Genomic DNA, 20,001 nt, shown 5'->3' on the forward strand with positions numbered 1-20,001 from the left:
GGACGGGGATCCATTTAACGCTCGTTTTTTGCTGACGAGTAAACAAAAGCAAACTCGTCTATATCATTGCAAAAACGGGGATTTTTGCAAGGGGACACAATGTCAATTATCAGCTAAAGTGGTAATAATTATTCTTTCCACTTTAACCCTTCAAAGAAACGGTAAATTTCTTCAAACACTAATTCGCGTTCTTTCCCTAATGTTAATATATGTCCGGAATTAATGAAAGTTTTAACTGATTTAATTCGTGAATTTACTGAACTATAAATTAGATCAGCACTTTCACAATAATATTCATCATCTTCCAAGCCACGTAAAATGTGGACCGGAGTGTTGATAACATTTAGTTTTTCACTTGTTTCATTAATCATATTTTGTAAATAGTTTAATGAAGGCATTTTCACGAGTTCAGCAATTTTATTACGGCTATCAACTGATTCATCATAAGTGCCCGATAACTTTTTATAGTTAATAGCATAGTCAATAATCCGATTTTGTAAACTATCTGTTGATTTGGCTGTTGCTGGAGCAGACATTGTAACAATCGCTTTTGTCGGACGTTCTTCGCCAAGCTTTAAAGAGAAGATGCCGCCGAGAGAAACACCTGCTACTGCAATTTCTTCATAGCCACGATTACGCAATTCATCATAGCCTTCTATAACACTGTCCCACCATTCAGCGGGTTGAGATTGAATTAATAAGTCAGGGCCACCACCATGGCCTTTATATAATGGTGCATGTACTGTATAGTTACGATCCGCTAAATATTTTCCTAAACGTTTTACATCATTTGTATTGCCGGTAAAGCCATGCAGCAATAATACGGCACGTTTTCCGGATTCAATTGTAAAAGGTTTCGGCGCGATGAGTTTCATTGTCAATTAGACTCCTTTTTTTATGTCAATTTTACAAAACTTCAAAAAAACACTTGAAATTTAAAAATAATTTTGATATGAAAACCTGTTGTTATCGACTATTATAAAGAGTATAAACATATAAGTACAATTTATTATTTTTATTATATTGATGCAAAAAAGTTATGAATGATGTGAGGTATGTAAAATGGAGATTGAACAGCTTCAATATTTCAAAACCGTTGCTACAATGCAACATATGACTCGTGCGGCAGAGGTTTTAGCAATTTCCCAACCGGCGTTAAGTAAATCGATTGCGAACATCGAACAACATCTAGGTGTACCGCTTTTTAACCGTGAAGGAAGATCGATTTATCTGAACCGTTTTGGCGAGCTTTTTCTGCAAAGTGTCAATGTCATTTTGGATGAATACGATCGGATTAAAGAAGAATTTGAAGATATTATCAAACCGGGTTCTGGAGAAGTGTCATTTGGCTTTATTCATACACTAGGTATGGAAATAGTGCCAGAACTGATTGCTTCAACGAGCGAGGCGTTTCCGAACATGCAGTTTTCTTTAACGCAGGCGACTTCGTTAAGCTTATTAAAGCGGCTTGAAGAGGGGGCCATCGATTTATGTCTTTCCCAAAAAATAGAATCAAGGGTAATTGAAATAGAGACGGAAGAATTATTTGTGGAAGAACTTTTTGTCATTGTCCCGACAACACATCCGTTAGCACAGCAAGATGCTGTTAAATATGATGAAGTGAAGAATGAACCGTTTATTGCGATTAAAAAGGGAAATTCGCTCCGTCAATTAGTGGATGAGCTGTTTTTAGAGCAGGGCATCGTGTTAAATACAACATTTGCTGCTGAAGAAATGCATACAGTAGCAGGATTTGTTGGTGCCGGAATGGGCATATCCGTAATTCCGAATATTAAAGGGCTTGACCACTATAAAGTAAAACGTTTGAAGTTAGATCCGCCTTGCTACCGCTCCGTTTGTGTTTCATGGGCAAAAAATCGCTATTTGCCTCCAGCAGCATCCGAGTTTAAACAATATTTACTGCAGTATTTTCAGCAAAGAGAAGAGTGAACAATATGGAGCAAAGTCAATTTAGAATATGGCTCAAACAACATGAAATAGAGCATGAGGAAAAGTGGCTTGAGCAATTTATCTCAGCATGTAATGGAGACGAACAGGCGATGGTTAATACTGCCTTATTATATAAAGAGTATGGTCAATATGACGAAATGTACGGATTGCTGTGTAAGGCGAGTGAGCGGCAGAACAGAGAAGCTATGTATGAACTGGGAAACTGCTATTTTGAGGAGCTTGGTGAAAAAGGGAGTGAGCAGCAGGCATTTTTACTTTATAAAAGTGCTGCACATTTAGGCCACCCTGATGCAATGAATAATTTAGCAGATATGTATTTGAACGGTGAGGGAACAGCAGTCGACGAGCAACAAGCGCTCAGCTGGTTTAAGATGGCTGCGCAATTCGGTATTGCTGAAGCAATGTTTACACTCGGGATCATGTATGAACAAGGATTGGGTACCGAATGTGATGAATCACAAGCCTTTACTTACTATTCCCGCAGTGCAGAAAAGCAAGATGAAGAGGCAATGTACCGAATGGGTATGATTTATTTTTCAGGAGAGCTCGGTCAACAGCAAGATAATGAAAAAGCGTTGGAATGGTTTTTAAAAGCGAGCGGACAGTTTCATGTTGATGCAACATTTAATATCGGCTACTGCTATGAAAATGGTCATGGGGTAGCACGAAATAATGAAAAAGCAATCCATTACTATAAAAAAGCAAGCTTGCTGGGAGACATGGAAGCAACAAAAAAAGTAGTAAGCTACTACGAACAGAGGGATATAGCAGAAGCTGCCAAGTGGCGGGAAAAGCTAAAAGTTCTAAATAACGATATATATGAATAATAATGTAATAGATACTAAAAAGTTTTGATTTTCTATTTCCTTGTCATAAATTAGACCTATTTCATTGATAAATATAGGTTTAATTTTAATGAAAAATAGGAAATATATTATAAGGGGAAAGTATTAAGAAGGGGGAATTTTTATGTATATGTTTGCAGTCCAACAATTCTCTTCTGATCATAATGAGGATAGTATTCAAAAACTACAACAAATGCTATTAGAACAGCGGGAGAATCTGACGACGCTATGTACGATTGTCGAATATTTAAAAAGCTATATCCAAACTGGATTAGACCATAAAGATGTTATTAAATACAAACAAAAAATTCAAATGATGACTGATAAACAAAACAAACGTTACGATCAAATTGATGAGCTTATCAATACGAATATTTTGGAATTGAAAAAAGGTAAAACAACAGACAATACCGCACTTGTATATGGAAAAGAAGTTCGGAAAATTGAATCTGGTGTTCGTACTTTAAAGCTATTTGCCAGCGACGCTGTAAATATGCTAGATCTTAACAAACATTTAGAAAACCGCAGCAGTGAACGTATACGTTATTTTGATAAACGTTCAACATCTTTGGAAGCAGAAATAATTTCCCTGACAAAGCAACTTTCTTATAAGTAAAATAGAGGCCATCCTACCTGGGAATATGTCCGAGGTAGGGTGGCTTTTCTTATGAGGTTCTGAAAATTGTAATACCCAGCTGACCATATTCCGTATGAAAAAGTTTATACTATAAGAAGAGAAGCGAACGAAATAGGAGAGAATGGATATGAAAACAGTAGTAGTTGTAGGTGGAGGGATTACCGGGCTATGTACAATGCATTATCTGAAAAATAAAATGCATGAGCAAAACGTGGAAGCGCGGTTAATACTGATTGAAAAGAACGCATATTTAGGCGGAAAAATTCATTCCGAATACGATAAAGGATTTATTATGGAAACAGGGGCTGATTCAATTGTAGCACGCCATCCAGGGGTATTGGAGCTTATTAAGGAGCTTAATTTTGAATCAGAGCTTGTCTATAACGAAACAGGTATTTCCTACATTCATACGAATAACGAGCTGCATGCTATTCCGGCGGGTTCGACATTCGGTATTCCGATGAGTGTAGAATCGCTCATGTCGAGTACGTTAATTTCCGAAGAAGGAAAGAAAAGGGCCCTTCAGGATTTAGAAATCCCGAATACTAAATTTACTAAAGAAAGCTCTATCGGTACGTTTTTAGAGTATTTTTTAGGTGAAGAAATTGTTCGAAAGCAAATTGCCCCAGTATTGGCAGGAGTTTATTCAGGCGATTTATATCAATTAAGCCTGGCATCTACATTGCCGTATTTAGTGGATTATAAAAACAACTACGGATCGATTATTAAAGGCTTCGAGGCACATCGCGAGCAATTCGAAAAAGCTGCGAATAAGAAGTTTATTTCTTTCCGTCCGGGTTTATCAGCATTAATCAATCGTTTAGAAGAACAGCTGCCGGAAGTTGAATTCATGAAAAATACAGTAACAAAGCAAGTTCTAAAAAAAGGTGACCAGTATGAAGTCGTGCTGGAAGATGAAACAATATTGGCAGATATTGTTGTACTGGCCGTTCCAAATGAGACGGTACGTCATGTAATACAGGATGATTCATTAGAGGAACAGCTGAAAAAGTTCACGACGGCATCTACTTTAACGATGTATGTTGGCTTTGAAGTACCGGACGATATATTACCGGCTGATGGTACCGGCTTTATCGTTTCGCATAATAGTGATTTAGTTTGTAATGCATCGACATGGACGAGCCGTAAATGGAAGCATACGTCAGCAGAAGGCAATTTACTCGTTCGCCTGTTTTATAAAGATATTAATCTGCACTATGAAGAGTTGGCAGCCATGTCAGATGAAGAACTGACAAAAGTTGCATTGGAAGACATTCGTCTCAGCTTAGGTGTTGAAGCGGATCCAACTGTCATTAATGTAACAAAGTGGATTGACCAAATGCCGCGCTATGATTTGGCGCATAATGAAGCCTTATCAAAAGTTATACAGCAACTGGCAACGGATTACCCGAATGTTCTATTAGCGGGATGTGCCTATTTCGGAGTAGGAATCGGTGCTTGTATTCAGAACGGCAAAAAAACAGCTGAACACATTATTAGTCGAATTATGTAAAGAAATACTTCATTCAGCTAAAGGGTATTGACGGACGTATTAGATAACGTTATGATTCATTTAAATATTTCAAAAATTCATATTATTTCTTATCAAGAGAAGTCGAGGGACTGGCCCGATGAAACTTCAGCAACCAACATTAAGTCAGGTGCTAAATCCAGTGGCGAATGCCAGAAGATGAGAAGGGATTAAGTCGATAACTACTATGCCTTCTTTTCTTTAATGAAAGAAGGCTTTTTTGTATCTTTAAAATACTGAAAATACTGTAAATGATGGAGTGAAGGCAATGGGTTTACTTGAAGAATTACAAACACGGGTTTTAACAGCCGACGGAGCAATCGGGACACTTCTTTATTCATATGGGTTGGATTATTGCCATGAAGAAATGAATATTGCCCGTCCTGATATTATAGAGAAAATTCATAGTGAATATATTGCGGCAGGTGCAGATATTATTCAGACCAATACATATGGAGCTAACCGCATTAAGCTTGCACGTTATGGTTATGAAAATCGTGTGAAGGAGTTTAATGAAGCGGCGTTAAAGATCGCAAAGCGGGCAGCTTCCCTGGATGGGCAATATGTTCTGGCAACGATTGGTGGTATTCGGGGAATTCGTAAAAGTGATGCAACATTAGATGAAATTTTAGCTGCGTTCCAAGAACAGGCGGAAGTATTACTAGCAGGTGAACCGGATGGATTTTTATTGGAAACGTATTACGATTTTGAAGAATTATCGCATTGTGTCCATCTATTACGTTCGATGACCGATTTGCCGATCATTGCTCAAGTGACGATGCAGGAACCGGGTGTCCTTCAAAATTTAATGACGTTAAATGAAGCGTTTCAAGACTTGGAAAGGTTAGGTGCAGATATTGTTGGGAGTAACTGCCGATTAGGTCCTTTCCATACAATTCAGGCATTTGAAGGGGTTAATTTACCGAATAAAGCTTTTTTATCAGCTTATCCGAATGCATCATTATTAGACATTGAAGATGGTCGAGTAGTTTATGAGTCGGAAACCGATTATTTCGCACGTGCAGCAGTTGAACTCGTAAACCAAGGTGTCCGTTTAATTGGCGGATGCTGCGGGACGACACCGAAGCATATTGCAGCCGTAAAAAAACGTTTGGCGAATATGCAGCCAATTGAAACAAAAGAAGAAAAACACAGGTCTACACAATTTGTCCGAATTCCGGAGCCGCGTAAACAGGAGCCGCTCCACGAAAAAGCAAAACGTGAACGTTCAGTTATAGTGGAACTGGATACGCCACGTCATCTGGAAATTGACGGATTTGTAGAAGGGGCAAAACAGTTATCTAAAGCAGGAGCCGATGTCATTATGATGGCAGATAACTCACTTGCTTCACCGCGCATCAGTAATATCGCGATGGCTGCGATTTTAAAAGAGCACGGAATTCGTTCATTGCCGCATTTAACGTGCCGTGACCGAAATTTAATTGGGCTTCAGTCACATTTAATGGGACTTGATGCACTGGAACTTCATGATATTCTTGTCGTGACAGGAGACCCGACAAAAGTAGGGGATTTCCCGGGGGCGACGAGCGTATATGATGTTTCATCAATGGAACTGATCTCTCTAATTAAGCAGTTAAATAAAGGTGGTTCTTTTACTGGGAAATCGCTGCGTAAACAGGCAAATTTCTCGGTAGCCGCTGCCTTTAATCCGAATGTTCGTGTATTGGACCGTGCTGTAGCCCGTTTAGAAAAGAAAATCGAGCATGGAGCAGATTACTTTATTTCACAGCCGGTTTATACGAAAGAAAAGATTATCGAAATCTATGAGGCGACGAAGCATTTGGAAACACCGATTTATATCGGGATTATGCCACTAACATCTTCACGCAGCGCGGAATTTTTACATCATGAAGTACCGGGCATTAAACTGTCCGATGAAGTACTTGCAAGGATGGCTGCCTGTGGGGATGACAAGGAAGCATCGACAGCAGAAGGAATCGCGATTGCTAAAGAGCTGCTCGATACAGCATGTGAATACTTTAATGGTATTTATTTAATTACACCGTTTTTACGCTATGATATGACGCTGGAATTAATGGACTATGTAAAACAATATGATGTGGAAAGTAAAGGAGTTCAGTCGAATGTATAATCACCCGATTCATGAGCAATTACAAAAAAGAATACTTATCATCGATGGTGCCATGGGGACGATGCTTCAGGCAGAAAACCTAACATATGAAGATTTTGGCGGAGAAGACTTAGACGGTTGTAATGAAAACCTGGTGCTGACAAGACCTGATGTGTTGAGTAAAATTCATCGTGCCTATTTAGCTGCAGGCGCTGATATTATTTGTACAAATACGTTTGGCGGTACACCACTCGTACTGGATGAGTATGACTTAGGGGACAAGGCAGTTGAAATAAATAAGCGAGCGGTTGAAATTGCACTAGAGGCAGCAAAAGAATTTTCGACACCGGAATGGCCGCGATTTGTTGCAGGTGCAATCGGACCTACGACAAAAACATTGTCGGTAACAGGCGGTATTACATTTGAAGAGTTGGAAGAAAACTTTTATATACAGGCAAAAGCGCTAATCGAAGCTGGGACGGATTTGATCTTAATGGAAACTTCTCAGGATATGCTTAATGTTAAAGCAGGGACGATTGCGATTCACCGTGCATTCGAAGAGCTTGGCAAAGAGCTGCCTGTCATGATTTCAGGGACAATAGAGCCAATGGGAACAACGCTTGCCGGGCAATCAATCGAAGCATTTTATATTTCTATTGAGCATATTAAGCCGTTGTCTGTCGGATTAAACTGTGCAACAGGTCCGGAATTTATGACTGATCATATCCGCTCGTTGGCAGAGCTTTCAAATGGTTATATTAGCTGTTATCCGAATGCCGGTTTACCGGACGAGGAAGGCTGCTATCATGAAACACCGGAGTCATTATCAAAAAAACTGCAAGGCTTTGCTGAAAAAGGCTGGTTGAACATCGTCGGCGGCTGCTGTGGTACAACGCCTGCACATATCGCAGCAATCCGCGAAGCTGTGGATGGCTATAAACCACGCGAGCCGAAAGATGTAACGCACGGACATGTCGTATCAGGTATCGAGCCATTGCAATACGATGAATCGATGCGTCCATTATTTATCGGAGAGCGTACGAATGTAATCGGATCCCGTAAATTCAAAAACCTGATTGTTGACGGAAAGTTTGAAGAAGCAGCAGAAATTGCACGTGCACAAGTAAAAAATGGGGCACATGTCATCGATATTTGTTTAGCGAACCCTGACCGTGATGAAGTAGAAGATATGAAAAACTTCATGCAGGAAGTTGTAAAAAAAGTAAAAGTGCCGCTTGTAATTGATTCTACAGATGAAAAAGTAATGGAAGTAGCACTTAAGTTTTCGCAAGGGAAGGCCATTATTAACTCGATTAACTTGGAAGATGGGGAAGAGCGTTTCGATGCCGTTATGCCACTTGTGAAAAAATATGGGGCTTCACTTGTTGTCGGTACGATTGATGAAACTGGAATGGCTATTACACGTGAGCAAAAGCTTGAAGTAGCGAAGCGTTCTTATCAGCTCTTAACAGAAAAATGGGGCATGTCGGCAGAAGACATTATCTTTGACCCGTTAATGTTCCCGGTAGGTACAGGTGATGAACAATATATCGGTGCCGCTGAAGAAACAATCGAAGGAATTCGCCTCATTAAAGAACATTTACCTGGCTGCTTAACAGTGCTCGGTGTAAGTAATGTTTCGTTCGGCTTACCGCCAGTTGGACGTGAAGTATTAAATGCGGTGTATTTATATCACTGTACACAAGCAGGCCTGGACTATGCGATCGTAAATACTGAAAAACTGGAGCGCTATGCATCGATTCCTGAAGAAGAAATCAAGCTGGCGAACGATTTAATCTTCAATACAAATGATGAAACACTCGCTGTATTTACTGACTTTTACCGTGATAAAAAGAAAGATGCAGTCGTAAAAGAATTACCGGCGACAGTGGAAGAACGTCTTGCGTATTACATATTGGAAGGTACGAAGGAAGGGTTAATTGAAGATTTAAATGCAGCACTCGAAAAGTTCGATACACCGCTTGATATTATTAATGGACCATTAATGGCAGGGATGGCGGAAGTCGGCAAGCTGTTTAACGAAAACCAGTTGATTGTAGCGGAAGTGCTACAAAGTGCCGGTGTCATGAAAGCAGCGGTCGCTCATCTAGAGCAGTTTATGGAGAAGGGCGATACGAGTGCCAATAAAGGGACAATGGTTTTGGCGACAGTAAAAGGCGATGTTCATGATATCGGGAAAAACCTGGTCGACATTATTTTAAGCAATAACGGCTATCGTGTTGTAGATTTAGGGATTAAAGTAACACCTGCACAGCTGATTGAAACGATTCGAAGAGAAAAACCCGACTTTATTGGATTGTCAGGTTTACTTGTAAAATCGGCTCAGCAAATGGTCATTACGGCACAAGACTTTAAAGAAGCCGGTATTGATATTCCGATATTAGTAGGAGGCGCGGCATTGTCACGTCGCTTTACTGAGACGAAAATTGCCGATCAGTATGATGGACCGGTAATCTATTCAAAAGATGCAATGCAAGGTTTAGAACAGGCGAATCGCTTAATGAATACTAACGAGCGTCATGTATTCATAGAAGAGCTGCGCGATGCACGAGAAAAGCGTCTGGAATCAGATGCGAAACGTGCGGCACGTCCAGCGGTGGCGGTTCTCGAAAAGCCGGTACGAACAGTTGGGGATGCGGCGGTATGGAAGCCAAAAGATTTAGTACCGCATATTAAACCGGATTATTCGGTAGCCCATTTACATCCGTATGTGAATATGCGTACATTGATCGGACACCATTTAGGGCTTAAAGGGAACTTGGAACAATTGCTTGCCGACCAAGATGAACGCGCGATTTTATTAACGGATTTAGTAAATGGTTATTTAAAAAGCGGCGGATTAAGTGCTTCTGGTATGTATCAATTCTTCCCGGCGCAATCCGATGGCGATGATGTTGTCGTATACAGTCCGGACGATGCAAAAACTGAAATCAAACGCTTTACATTCCCTCGCCAGCAAGCAGCCCCATTTTTATGTTTGTCGGATTATTTAAAGCCGGTAGACAGCGGTGAAATGGACTATATTGCGTTAATGGTCGTTACAGCAGGTAAAGGGGTAAGCGAAAAAGCAAATGAACTGAAACAAGCAGGGAAGTTCTTGGAAAGCCATGCATTACAAGCGACTGCACTTGAACTTGCGGAAGGATTTGCGGAGCGTATTCACCAGGAAATTCGTGACCAGTGGGGCTTCCCGGATGCAACAGACTTTACGATGCGTGATCGATTTGCGGCAAAATACCAAGGGCAGCGATTCAGCTTCGGCTATCCGGCGTGTCCGAACCTGGAAGATCAGGAGAAGCTGTTCTCTCTATTAAAACCGGAAAAGATTGGCGTACATTTAACAGAAGGCTTTATGATGGAGCCGGAAGCAAGTGTATCAGCTATTGTATTTGCCCACCCGGATGCTCGTTATTTTAATGTATAATTGATTTAAAAATACCGCTTTACCTTATTATTAGAGGTAAGGCGGTTTTGCGACCTTTAGGAGGAAGAAATGATGATTCGACGTGCAATAAAAGAAGATATACCGACGATTTTGGAAATATTTAACGATAATATTCTTAATTCCACAGCGATTTACATGTACAAGGAACAGACATTGGAAGACCGTTTGCAATGGTTTGAAGAAAAGCAGGCTTCAGATTATCCGCTATTCGTATTTGAAGATGACGGAGAGGTTGCGGGCTATGCGACATACGGAAGTTTCCGTGCTTATCCAGCCAACCAATATACAGTAGAGCATTCAGTATACGTTCATAAAAATCATTATAAAAAAGGGATTGCGAGTAAACTGATGAATGCAATTATTGAAGAAGCAAAAGCAAAAGGTGTAAAGACGATGGTTGGCTGTATTGATAAAGAAAATATCGCCAGTATTAAAATACATGAGAAATTCGGATTTTTATATAGCGGAACAATCCGCAATGCGGGTTATAAATTCGGGAAATGGCTGGATCTGGTGTTTTACCAGTTAGATTTGGATGGACCAAAAATTCCACAGGAGAAGTAGAGGGGATACTTGTTGTTACCAGGTCATATGACAACTGTCATAAAAAATATATGATGTTTGAGCATTTTATCATGATCCTTCTTTTTATATGATTAGGTTAATAATTTTTGTGGAAAGAGGGATTGACACATGGTAAGCACACATGCAGATAAAACAAAGCAGCTGAGAAAAGATGTTGCACCGTTCGCAAAGTCAGAAACGCGACTTAGTATTCAACAAATATTAAATACGCTTGTACCACTTTTATTAATTTGGGGAGCAGGTTATGTATTACTGCAGTACTCTCCGTGGTATACGGCGTTATGTAGTATCCTTGCTTCAGGATTTGTTATTCGTGCATTTATTATTTTCCATGACTGTACACACGGTTCATTCTTCAAAAGCAAAAAGGCGAATGCCATTATCGGAAATATTACAGGTATTGTGACATCTTTCCCTTACGAAAAGTGGAAACGTGAGCATACGATTCACCACGCAACAAGTTCAAATTTGGATAAGCGCGGGATTGGCGATATCGATATGCTGACAGTTGATGAATACCTTGAAAAGTCAAAATTAGGTCGTTTAGGTTATCGTTTATATCGTAACCCGATTGTCCTGTTCGGTTTAGGACCACTATTTATGGTACTTATATTGAATCGTTTTAATCGTAAAGATGCAAAGCGTAAAGAGCGCTTAAACACGTATTTCAATAACATCGTATTATTAGTTATTTGTACAACCCTTATTTTAATATTTGGTTGGTCAACATTCTTACTAGTACATGGTTTAACATTGTTTGTTGCAGGTTCATTAGGGATCTGGCTGTTCTATATTCAGCATACTTACGAAGATTCATACTTTGAAGTTGATTCGGAGTGGGATTATGTAAAAGCTGCAGTAGAAGGAAGTTCATACTACAAATTACCGAAAGTACTGCAATGGATTACAGGAAATATCGGATTCCACCACGTCCACCATTTGTCACCGCGTGTACCGAACTATAAGCTGGAAGATGCACATGAATCGATTAAGCCGCTTCAACAGGCAACGACGATTACATTAAAGACAAGCTTAGAATCAATTCGCTACAAATTATACGATGCCGACAATTACCGCTTTATTACATTTAAAGAAGCGGCAGAACTTGAGGCAACACGTGACCGAACTGTTACGAACTAACTTTATACAAAAGTTAAGGTACCTCAATTTATAGCTTGAGGTACCTGTTTTATTATAGAATATAGGTAAAAAGAGAATCGAGGCAATTATGCAAACATGGTATAGTATCATCCCGAAAAGTCCGATGTTGAGTATATATATATGGATAATCTTTTGTATAATGCCATTTTTCTTCATTATACAATCGTTCGCATTATGGCAGATTATTTTAGGGATCACTTTAATTTTGAGTTATTTCTTATGTCATTATTTCTCTTTCAGTGCAAGACCTGGGCTGAAATATATGTGGATCAGCTTTCAAATGTTGCTGAATATCGTAATGACACTAGTTTTTGGTTACGTATATTTGGCATTGTTTACGGCATTTTTCATTGGTAATATTAAACAGCCGGTTGGATTTTATATTATGTATGGCTTACATATAGGATTTACCGTTATTTCTATTGTTGGGGGGTATTTCATTTTCCTTGACTTATTTTTATCGCAAACGCCATTTATTATTATTAATATGCTAGGTGTTGTGCTATTACCGTTTACGCTCTTTTCAAGAACGAGACGGGAAAACTTGGAAGGTGAGCTGGAAACAGCGCGGGAACGTATTTCTGAATTGACTGTGTTTGAGGAACGTCAGCGTATTGCCCGTGATTTACATGATACACTTGGTCAAAAACTTTCTATGATTGGTTTAAAAAGTGATTTAGCTGCACGACTGGTGGAAAAAAATCCTGAACAAGCCATTTTGGAAATAAGGGATATTCGTCAAACCGCAAGTGTCGCGTTAAAAGAAGTACGTGAGCTTGTCGCTGATATGCGCGCTGTGAGGGTTGAAGAAGAGCTTTACCGGGTCGAACAAATCTTAAAAGCAGCACAGATTAAGCTGCGGTTAAATGGAGATAAAAGTGAAATTCAAATGCCGGTTTTAGCGGAAAATGTTATTAGTATGTGCTTGAAAGAAGCAGTTACAAATATCGTCAAACATAGTGAAGCAACGATTTGCCGTATTAGCTTTTATCAAAGCGAAGATGAATTCAAGATGACGATTCAGGATAATGGGATTGGCTTTGAACGCTCCAATACATTAATTGGTGGAAATGGTTTAAAAGGGATGTACGAGCGTATTGAATTTATCAATGGTTCACTTGAAATAGAGAGCGATGAAGGGACGACGGTCGTGCTGAAAATACCGTTGGCAATCACGCATCAAAAGGGAGAGAACGTGAAATGATTCGAATTGTAATTGCAGAAGATCAAGGAATGCTGCTTGGGGCGATGAAGTCACTGCTTAGTATGGAAGAGGATATGGAAGTAGTCGGGCTTGCCAAAAATGGGGAAGAAGCCATCGAGATGGTGACAGAACTGAATCCGGACATTTGTATTATGGATATAGAAATGCCGATTAAAACGGGGTTGGATGCTGCCGAAGCGTTAAGAGGAAGCGAATGCAAAATTATTATTTTAACAACGTTTGCGCGACCAGGTTATTTTGAACGTGCAAGAAAAGCGGGAGTGCGCGGCTATTTATTGAAAGACAGTCCAATTGAGGAGCTTGTCAATTCCATACGGATCATTATGGATGGACGTCGCATTTACGCGCCGGAGCTAGTGGATTTTGTTTATGAAGACGACAGTGAAAATCCGCTGACGGAACGAGAAAGCCAAGTGCTGGAACTTGTTGCCGAAGGGAAGACAACAAAGGAAATTGCCGCAGAGCTCTATTTATCTGCAGGTACTGTGCGAAACTATATTTCCGTCATACTTGATAAGCTTGGTGTCGGCAACCGAATCGAAGCAATCGCCCGCTTCAAAGAAAAAGGCTGGAATAAAAAGAAAATGTGATTGTTGTAAGCGCATGAAATTAATTCACTGCTAAATAACCCCTCGTTTTGTCTGTGAACAAAATGAGGGGTCTTTTTAAATTGAGGCAAGGCCAGTTATTTCTTTTTCGTTAATCGTCCAAGGAGGTATGCTCCAGCTGCTACTGCCAGTAAAGTGTTTGTCTTTTTATTGAATACTTGTTTTGTCACTAGGCTAATATTTTGTGGACGTTCAGCTAAGCGGCGCATGAAATAGCCGTACCAGTCTTTACCGTAGGGTACATACACACATACTTGATAGCCTTCACGTGCAAGTTCCAGCTGCAAGTCTTTACGGAACCCGTAAAGCATCTGAAATTCGAATTTTTCTTTCGGAATATCATATTGCTCGACGTAATACTTCACATGCTTAATAATATTGTGGTCATGTGTGGCAATCGATGTAAAATGTCCGTGTGCCAAATGGTATTCAATCAGCTCAATAAAGTTAATATCAATATCAAGCTTATCCTGGTACGCTACTTCTTCCGATTCTTTATAGGCACCCTTTACAACTCGAAGGCGGTAATCCTTAAAGTTTTCTATATCGTCCTTTGCACGGTGGAAGTATGCTTGAATAACTGTTCCGACATTATCGAATGACTTTGCAAGTTCCTCCAGTATATCGAAGGATGGCTGAAGTCGCTTATAATCTTCCATATCAAAATTGACGAAGATTCCATATTCATGGGCGCGTTCTACAATTTCATACAAGTTGTCGTAGCAGAAATCGATATCGATATCCAACCCTAGCTGTGAAGGTTTCAAGGAAATATGTGCATCCAATTCTTTAACCTGAATGGCTTCGATCATAGCTAAAATTTCTTCTTTTGCTTGTGTTGCCTCTGATTCATCAGTAACATATTCGCCTAAATTATCGACGGTGCAAGAAATTCCTTGCTCGTTTAATTTTCGAATGCTTTCGATTACTTCTTCAATTGTTGTCCCTGCAACAACGCTTTGTGCGCCTAATTTTAAACCGTATTGCCCTGCTGCATTGCTAAGAGTTTGGTTTTCAGATAATGAAATGAAAAAGTCACGTAATGCCATAAAAAACATCTCCTTAAAATTCGTCATTTTCTTAAAATTATACCATAGTGCTATTCTCGTAAATTACTCGAAGTGGTCTTAGTCTATACCCCTTTTGATTTTCTGCATGCGATTATTAAATAATTAGGATAAATAGTTTTTGATTGATTCACTTCAAACGATACATTGTTAAAGTGAATAGCTTGTTCAATTATATGTTGCTCCTTCACTGTCAATTTCTATATATTTATTAAGTGTAGAAAGCAAAATAACAAGGAGCTGTCTGAAAAACTTTTCAGAACAGCTCCTTGTTCAGCTCATAATTTATTGAAAGAATGGTTCGAAAATGTGTGGGGGAAGGGGGCACACATTTCGCTTTTAGCTCTTTGTAGAGCTTAAAGAATTCGGGAACCCGGTTTTAGTTTTAGCCCCGCTATCCTGTACATTGGAAGTAGATGATACTCTTCCTAGGTTCGTTAGACGTTGGGCAAAACTGTCATTTGTTTTTGTAAGACCTTTAAAAGTTTCCTGCATTTCATAAGCGTATGCGCCATGTTCGGAAATATCCAAACCTTGGACTTCTTCTTCATGTGTAACACGTAGAGGAATAAATGCTTTAATAATGTAGGTTGCAATGGCAACAGTACTTGCAGTCCATGCGATTACTGCGACAACACCTAATGCCTGCACGCCTAGTAATTCAGCCCCGCCGCCGTAAAATAGACCACCGCCAGCAGTATCGAATAATCCGACTGCTAATGTACCCCAAATACCAGCAACACCATGTACAGCAACAGCACCAACCGGATCATCCACTTTTAGTTTGTGTTCAATAAAGCGGACGGCTTCTACTAACACAGCACCACCTACAGCACCTGCGATAATAGATCCAACGATGCTTAAGTTAGCAGCGCCGGCAGTAATACTTACTAAACCGGCTAGGGCACCGTTTAATGTTAAAGAACCATCGATAAAGCCGTAACGAAGTCTTGTATAAAGGGCGGTAGCAATTACACCGGCAGATGCGGATAAGAAAGTATTTGCAATAACGCCTGGAACTAATGCCGGATCCGCTGCCAATGTTGATGCGCCATTAAAGCCGTACCAACCTAACCAAAGGATGAAAACACCTAATGCGCCAAGTGGAATGGAGTGACCTGGAATAACGTTTACGACACCTTTAGCATATTTCCCGATACGAGGACCAACGATTGCTGCGACCACTAGAGCACCAACAGCGCCGGTTAAATGTACGACTGTTGATCCGGCAAAATCGACGAAGCCTAAAGAAGTTAACCATCCATCACCTTGCCATACCCAATGTCCGACAACAGGATAAATAATAGCTGTCATGATAACGACCAATGCGACATACGCCGTAATATTTGTACGTTCAGCAACAGCACCTGAGATGATTGTTGCACATGTCGCAGCAAACATTGCCTGGAAAACGAAAAATGCGATATCATCTACACCGTTTAAAGCAAAACCGGAAGAACCAATCAATCCACCTGAACTTTCACCGAACATAATGGCATATCCGACTGCAAAGTAGACAAGGCCTCCGATTGAAATCGTTAAAATGTTTTTCATTAAAATATTGACTGCATTTTTTGAGCGTGTAAACCCTGCCTCTACCATCGCGAATCCCGCATGCATGAAGAATACGAAAAACGCCCCGAGCATTACCCAAACTAGGTTAATCGATAATTCCAATGCTTCATTCGTCATTAAAAACTCCTCCTTTTAGGAACATTTTTAGTCAATTGCAATTGAACCAAGTTCTTTAGTGCGGATACGTATCGCCTGTTCTACAGGGTAGATAAAGATCTTACCGTCACCAACTTCCCCTGTAGAAGCTTCGCGCAATAATACATCAATAATCGGTTGAACTTTGGCATTATCAACAACCATTTCGAGTTTGAGCTTTTGCGAAAATTCCATTGAGAAAGAATTTCCGCGAAACAATCCGATTTTACCTTCCTGTCGCCCAGCTCCAGCAATCTCGGAAATACTTAAACCATCAATTCCTTCAAGAGCCAACCCTTCTCGAACTTGTGGAAACACCTCAGGTCGAATAATCGCTTCAATCTTTTTCATGCTCAACAACTCCTTGTGTTATGTTATCTAACATGATAAATTGAATTTTAGGATAAATCAATAACTAATGTAAGGAAAATTAACATGTATTTTCGATTGGTTTTATCGCATTGCGAGATGATGTCAAAAAAAGGAAGAAGGAATAGAGCTTTTAACCAGGTGAAATCCGGTAGTAGGCTGCCCGACAAAATTCCGAGACGTTTTTTATTTAGTCAATTGGGGAAAACTATATAACCAGCACAGCAAAATTAACTACCATGTAAAAGTAGATAACATGGAAGAAAGAATCTTCATACTTCGAATTAATTCAAGATGGTGTATACTATGACTAAATTATGTTTTGGAAGAAGGGAACTTACGATGAACGAAAAGTATGTAGATGACAGTTTTGCTTTGCATACCGATTTATATCAAATCAATATGGCGGAAAGCTATTGGGCAGACGGGATGCATAACCGTAAAGCTGTATTTGAGTTGTATTTCAGACAATTGCCGTTTGGGAATGGCTATGCAATTTTTGCGGGTTTGGAGCGCATGTTGAATTATTTAAAAGACTTTCGATTCAGTGAAACAGATATCGCTTATTTACGTGATGAACTCCATTATAAAGAGGATTTTATCGAATACTTAAAAACAATTCGTTTTACGGGTTCTATGTATTCGATGGAAGAAGGGGAACTTGTTTTTGCTAATGAACCAATTGTACGAATCGAAGCACCGCTAGTGGAAGCACAGCTGATTGAAACAGCTCTATTGAACATTGTAAACTACCAAACGCTGATTGCGACAAAAGCAAGCCGTATCAAGCAAGTTGTCCAAAAGGAAATTGCGATGGAATTCGGTACACGTCGTGCGCAAGAGATGGACGCAGCTGTTTGGGGAGCACGTGCAGCAGTGATCGGCGGTTTTGAATCGACTTCCAATGTTCGGGCTGGGAAGCTGTTTAATATTCCTGTATCAGGTACACATGCACATGCATTGGTTCAAGCGTATAAGAACGATTATGATGCATTCCATTCTTATGCGAAGCGTCATAAAGACTGTGTGTTTTTGGTGGATACGTACAATACATTAAAGTCAGGTGTCCCGACGGCAATTCAGGTAGCTAAAGAACTTGGCGATAAAATTAACTTTATCGGAATTCGTTTAGATAGCGGGGATATTGCCTTCCTTTCAAAAGAGTCACGCCGAATGCTTGATGAAGCAGGGTTCCCGGATGCAAAAATTATCGTTTCAAACGACTTGGATGAATATACAATTTTAAACTTAAAAGCGCAAGGTGCCCGAGTGGATATGTGGGGAATTGGTACAAAACTCATCACTGCATATGACCAGCCTGCTTTAGGTGCTGTCTATAAAATGGTTTCCATTGAAAATGATCATGGTGAAATGGAAGATACGATCAAAATTTCAGCCAATGCTGAAAAAGTAACGACACCTGGTTTAAAAAGAGTTTACCGGATTATTAATAAGAAAAGCGGGAAATCAGAAGGGGACTATATCGCAATGGCTGATGAAAATCCTGCTGCTGAAGAACGAATTAAAATGTTCCATCCGGTGCATACATTTGTCTCGAAATTCGTAACAAACTTTGAAGCGAAGGAATTGCATCGGAAAGTGATTGACAAAGGTGAGATTGTTTATGAAAATCCAACGTTAATGGAGATCCGTCAATATGCGTCCAATAACTTGGATTTACTTTGGGATGAGTATAAACGTTCATTAAATCCTGAGGAATATCCGGTCGATTTAAGCCAAAAATGCTGGGATAATAAAATGCGAAATATCCAGGAAGTGCGCGATATGGTAACAGAACTCGAAGAACGATAAGGAGTGAGGACATTGGCTATGTTGCAACAACAAATTATTGAAGAGTTAAAAGTACAGCCGACAATCGATGTAGAACAGGAAATCCGTAAGTCCATTGATTTTTTAAAGGAATATGCAAAATATCATCCTTTCTTAAAAGGGTTTGTGCTTGGAATTAGCGGTGGGCAAGACTCAACGTTAACGGGTAAGCTTGCGCAAATGGCTATCGATGAGCTGAACGAAGAAGCGGGAGCATCCGCTTACTCGTTTTGGGCGGTAAGATTACCTTATGGCAAACAATTTGATGAAAAGGATTGCCAAGATGCACTCGATTTCATTCAGCCGACAAAAGTGTATACGGTTAATATCAAAAATGCTGTAGATGCAAGTGTAAATGCACTTTTGGATGCTGGAATTACGTTAAGTGATTTCGCCAAAGGAAATGAAAAAGCGCGTGAAAGAATGAAAGTACAATATTCGATAGCAGCATCGAATGATGGTGTCGTACTTGGAACAGATCATGCTGCAGAAGCAGTAACAGGCTTTTATACAAAGTATGGCGACGGTGGTGCAGATTTAATGCCGATTTTCCGTTTAAATAAACGCCAAGGTCGTGCGATGTTAAAACATTTAAACTGTCCTGTACATTTATATGAAAAAGTTCCGACTGCAGATTTAGAGGAAAACCGCCCTGCATTGCCGGATGAAGTGGCGCTTGGTGTAACGTACGAACAAATTGATGATTATTTGGAAGGTAAGGAAATCCCGGAGCAGGCTCGTGAAAAGCTTGAAGGACATTACTTGCGCTCCATGCATAAACGCAATATGCCGATTACAGTTTTCGATGATTTCTGGAAACGATAGTATTCGATAAAATCTGATAAATCACCTTACTTCTCTCTGGAAAAGTAAGGTGATTTTCCAATTTCCGGGTAAACTAGTT

At 39.8% G+C, this 20,001-nt stretch carries 16 protein-coding genes and 1 riboswitch; of the genes, 12 read left to right on the plus strand and 4 right to left on the minus strand.

What is annotated here, in order from left to right:
• Window positions 1-128: 128 nt before the first annotated feature.
• Window positions 129-875 (minus strand): alpha/beta hydrolase, encoded by a 747-nt coding sequence (locus CBM15_RS18360; RefSeq protein ID WP_008408489.1) that lies wholly within the window; start codon window positions 873-875, stop codon window positions 129-131.
• A gap of 187 nt (window positions 876-1,062) precedes the next feature.
• Between CBM15_RS18360 and CBM15_RS18365 the strand changes: the two genes are divergently transcribed.
• The 10 genes from CBM15_RS18365 (at window position 1,063) to CBM15_RS18410 (ending at window position 14,103) form a co-directional block, all read left to right on the plus strand.
• Window positions 1,063-1,950, plus strand: a complete 888-nt coding sequence (locus CBM15_RS18365; RefSeq protein ID WP_008408490.1) for a LysR family transcriptional regulator — start codon at window positions 1,063-1,065, stop codon at window positions 1,948-1,950.
• A gap of 5 nt (window positions 1,951-1,955) precedes the next feature.
• On the plus strand, window positions 1,956-2,798 hold the full coding sequence (locus CBM15_RS18370; protein ID WP_087618585.1) for a tetratricopeptide repeat protein: 843 nt from the start codon (window positions 1,956-1,958) through the stop codon (window positions 2,796-2,798).
• Between the two features lie 142 nt (window positions 2,799-2,940).
• Entirely contained in the window at window positions 2,941-3,432 is a 492-nt protein-coding gene (locus tag CBM15_RS18375) for a chemotaxis protein (RefSeq protein ID WP_087618586.1), read from the plus strand.
• A 148-nt stretch (window positions 3,433-3,580) separates the two neighbouring features.
• The gene (gene hemG / locus CBM15_RS18380; RefSeq protein WP_087618587.1) at window positions 3,581-4,966 is read left to right on the plus strand and encodes a protoporphyrinogen oxidase; all 1,386 of its coding nucleotides are present in this window, start codon (window positions 3,581-3,583) and stop codon (window positions 4,964-4,966) included.
• Window positions 4,967-5,052: 86 nt separating this feature from the next.
• A riboswitch (SAM riboswitch) is annotated at window positions 5,053-5,150 on the plus strand.
• A 102-nt stretch (window positions 5,151-5,252) separates the two neighbouring features.
• Window positions 5,253-7,097 carry a bifunctional homocysteine S-methyltransferase/methylenetetrahydrofolate reductase gene (locus CBM15_RS18385; protein ID WP_087618588.1) on the plus strand — a complete coding sequence of 615 codons (1,845 nt, stop codon included), beginning with the start codon at window positions 5,253-5,255 and terminating at the stop codon, window positions 7,095-7,097.
• Complete coding sequence (gene metH / locus CBM15_RS18390) at window positions 7,090-10,521, plus strand: methionine synthase (protein WP_087618589.1); 3,432 nt, start codon at window positions 7,090-7,092, stop codon at window positions 10,519-10,521. The genes CBM15_RS18385 and metH overlap by 8 nt, the downstream gene beginning before the upstream one ends.
• A gap of 72 nt (window positions 10,522-10,593) precedes the next feature.
• A complete protein-coding gene (locus CBM15_RS18395) occupies window positions 10,594-11,106 on the plus strand; it encodes a GNAT family N-acetyltransferase (protein ID WP_087618590.1) in 513 nt (170 codons plus the stop codon).
• A gap of 129 nt (window positions 11,107-11,235) precedes the next feature.
• A complete protein-coding gene (gene desA, locus CBM15_RS18400) occupies window positions 11,236-12,267 on the plus strand; it encodes a Delta(5) desaturase DesA (protein WP_087618591.1) in 1,032 nt (343 codons plus the stop codon).
• Between the two features lie 88 nt (window positions 12,268-12,355).
• Complete coding sequence (locus CBM15_RS18405) at window positions 12,356-13,492, plus strand: sensor histidine kinase (protein ID WP_193433814.1); 1,137 nt, start codon at window positions 12,356-12,358, stop codon at window positions 13,490-13,492.
• Window positions 13,489-14,103 carry a response regulator transcription factor gene (locus tag CBM15_RS18410; RefSeq protein WP_065216319.1) on the plus strand — a complete coding sequence of 205 codons (615 nt, stop codon included), beginning with the start codon at window positions 13,489-13,491 and terminating at the stop codon, window positions 14,101-14,103. Before CBM15_RS18405 ends, CBM15_RS18410 begins: the two co-directional genes overlap by 4 nt.
• A gap of 95 nt (window positions 14,104-14,198) precedes the next feature.
• On the opposite strand, the gene CBM15_RS18415 is transcribed toward CBM15_RS18410, so the two are convergent.
• The 3 genes from CBM15_RS18415 to CBM15_RS18425 form a co-directional block, all read right to left on the minus strand.
• Complete coding sequence (locus CBM15_RS18415) at window positions 14,199-15,170, minus strand: proline dehydrogenase family protein (protein ID WP_087618593.1); 972 nt, start codon at window positions 15,168-15,170, stop codon at window positions 14,199-14,201.
• A gap of 357 nt (window positions 15,171-15,527) precedes the next feature.
• On the minus strand, window positions 15,528-16,880 hold the full coding sequence (locus CBM15_RS18420; protein WP_087618594.1) for an ammonium transporter: 1,353 nt from the start codon (window positions 16,878-16,880) through the stop codon (window positions 15,528-15,530).
• A gap of 27 nt (window positions 16,881-16,907) precedes the next feature.
• Window positions 16,908-17,249: a P-II family nitrogen regulator gene (locus CBM15_RS18425; RefSeq protein WP_008408502.1), complete on the minus strand. Its 342-nt coding sequence runs from the start codon at window positions 17,247-17,249 to the stop codon at window positions 16,908-16,910.
• Between the two features lie 360 nt (window positions 17,250-17,609).
• Here CBM15_RS18425 and CBM15_RS18430 point away from each other — a divergent pair, with 360 nt between their 5' ends.
• Both CBM15_RS18430 and nadE read left to right on the plus strand, forming a co-directional pair.
• Entirely contained in the window at window positions 17,610-19,079 is a 1,470-nt protein-coding gene (locus tag CBM15_RS18430; RefSeq protein ID WP_008408503.1) for a nicotinate phosphoribosyltransferase, read from the plus strand.
• 18 nt (window positions 19,080-19,097) lie between these two features.
• Window positions 19,098-19,922: an ammonia-dependent NAD(+) synthetase gene (gene nadE, locus CBM15_RS18435; protein WP_087618603.1), complete on the plus strand. Its 825-nt coding sequence runs from the start codon at window positions 19,098-19,100 to the stop codon at window positions 19,920-19,922.
• Window positions 19,923-20,001: the final 79 nt, after the last annotated feature.

Origin of the sequence: Solibacillus kalamii, assembly GCF_002174535.1 — a bacterium.
GTDB classification, from domain to species: Bacteria; Bacillota; Bacilli; order Bacillales_A; family Planococcaceae; genus Solibacillus; species Solibacillus silvestris.

Coding starts and splice junctions, on each gene's coding strand:
- desA (WP_087618591.1), top strand. CDS start 11,236: ATGGTAAGCACACATGCAGATAAAACAAAGCAGCTGAGAAAAGATGTT.
- CBM15_RS18425 (WP_008408502.1), bottom strand. CDS start 17,249: ATGAAAAAGATTGAAGCGATTATTCGACCTGAGGTGTTTCCACAAGTT.
- CBM15_RS18405 (WP_193433814.1), top strand. CDS start 12,356: ATGCAAACATGGTATAGTATCATCCCGAAAAGTCCGATGTTGAGTATA.
- CBM15_RS18395 (WP_087618590.1), top strand. CDS start 10,594: ATGATTCGACGTGCAATAAAAGAAGATATACCGACGATTTTGGAAATA.
- nadE (WP_087618603.1), top strand. CDS start 19,098: ATGTTGCAACAACAAATTATTGAAGAGTTAAAAGTACAGCCGACAATC.
- CBM15_RS18385 (WP_087618588.1), top strand. CDS start 5,253: ATGGGTTTACTTGAAGAATTACAAACACGGGTTTTAACAGCCGACGGA.
- CBM15_RS18365 (WP_008408490.1), top strand. CDS start 1,063: ATGGAGATTGAACAGCTTCAATATTTCAAAACCGTTGCTACAATGCAA.
- CBM15_RS18420 (WP_087618594.1), bottom strand. CDS start 16,880: ATGACGAATGAAGCATTGGAATTATCGATTAACCTAGTTTGGGTAATG.
- CBM15_RS18415 (WP_087618593.1), bottom strand. CDS start 15,170: ATGGCATTACGTGACTTTTTCATTTCATTATCTGAAAACCAAACTCTT.
- hemG (WP_087618587.1), top strand. CDS start 3,581: ATGAAAACAGTAGTAGTTGTAGGTGGAGGGATTACCGGGCTATGTACA.
- CBM15_RS18410 (WP_065216319.1), top strand. CDS start 13,489: ATGATTCGAATTGTAATTGCAGAAGATCAAGGAATGCTGCTTGGGGCG.
- CBM15_RS18430 (WP_008408503.1), top strand. CDS start 17,610: ATGAACGAAAAGTATGTAGATGACAGTTTTGCTTTGCATACCGATTTA.
- metH (WP_087618589.1), top strand. CDS start 7,090: ATGTATAATCACCCGATTCATGAGCAATTACAAAAAAGAATACTTATC.
- CBM15_RS18360 (WP_008408489.1), bottom strand. CDS start 875: ATGAAACTCATCGCGCCGAAACCTTTTACAATTGAATCCGGAAAACGT.
- CBM15_RS18375 (WP_087618586.1), top strand. CDS start 2,941: ATGTATATGTTTGCAGTCCAACAATTCTCTTCTGATCATAATGAGGAT.
- CBM15_RS18370 (WP_087618585.1), top strand. CDS start 1,956: ATGGAGCAAAGTCAATTTAGAATATGGCTCAAACAACATGAAATAGAG.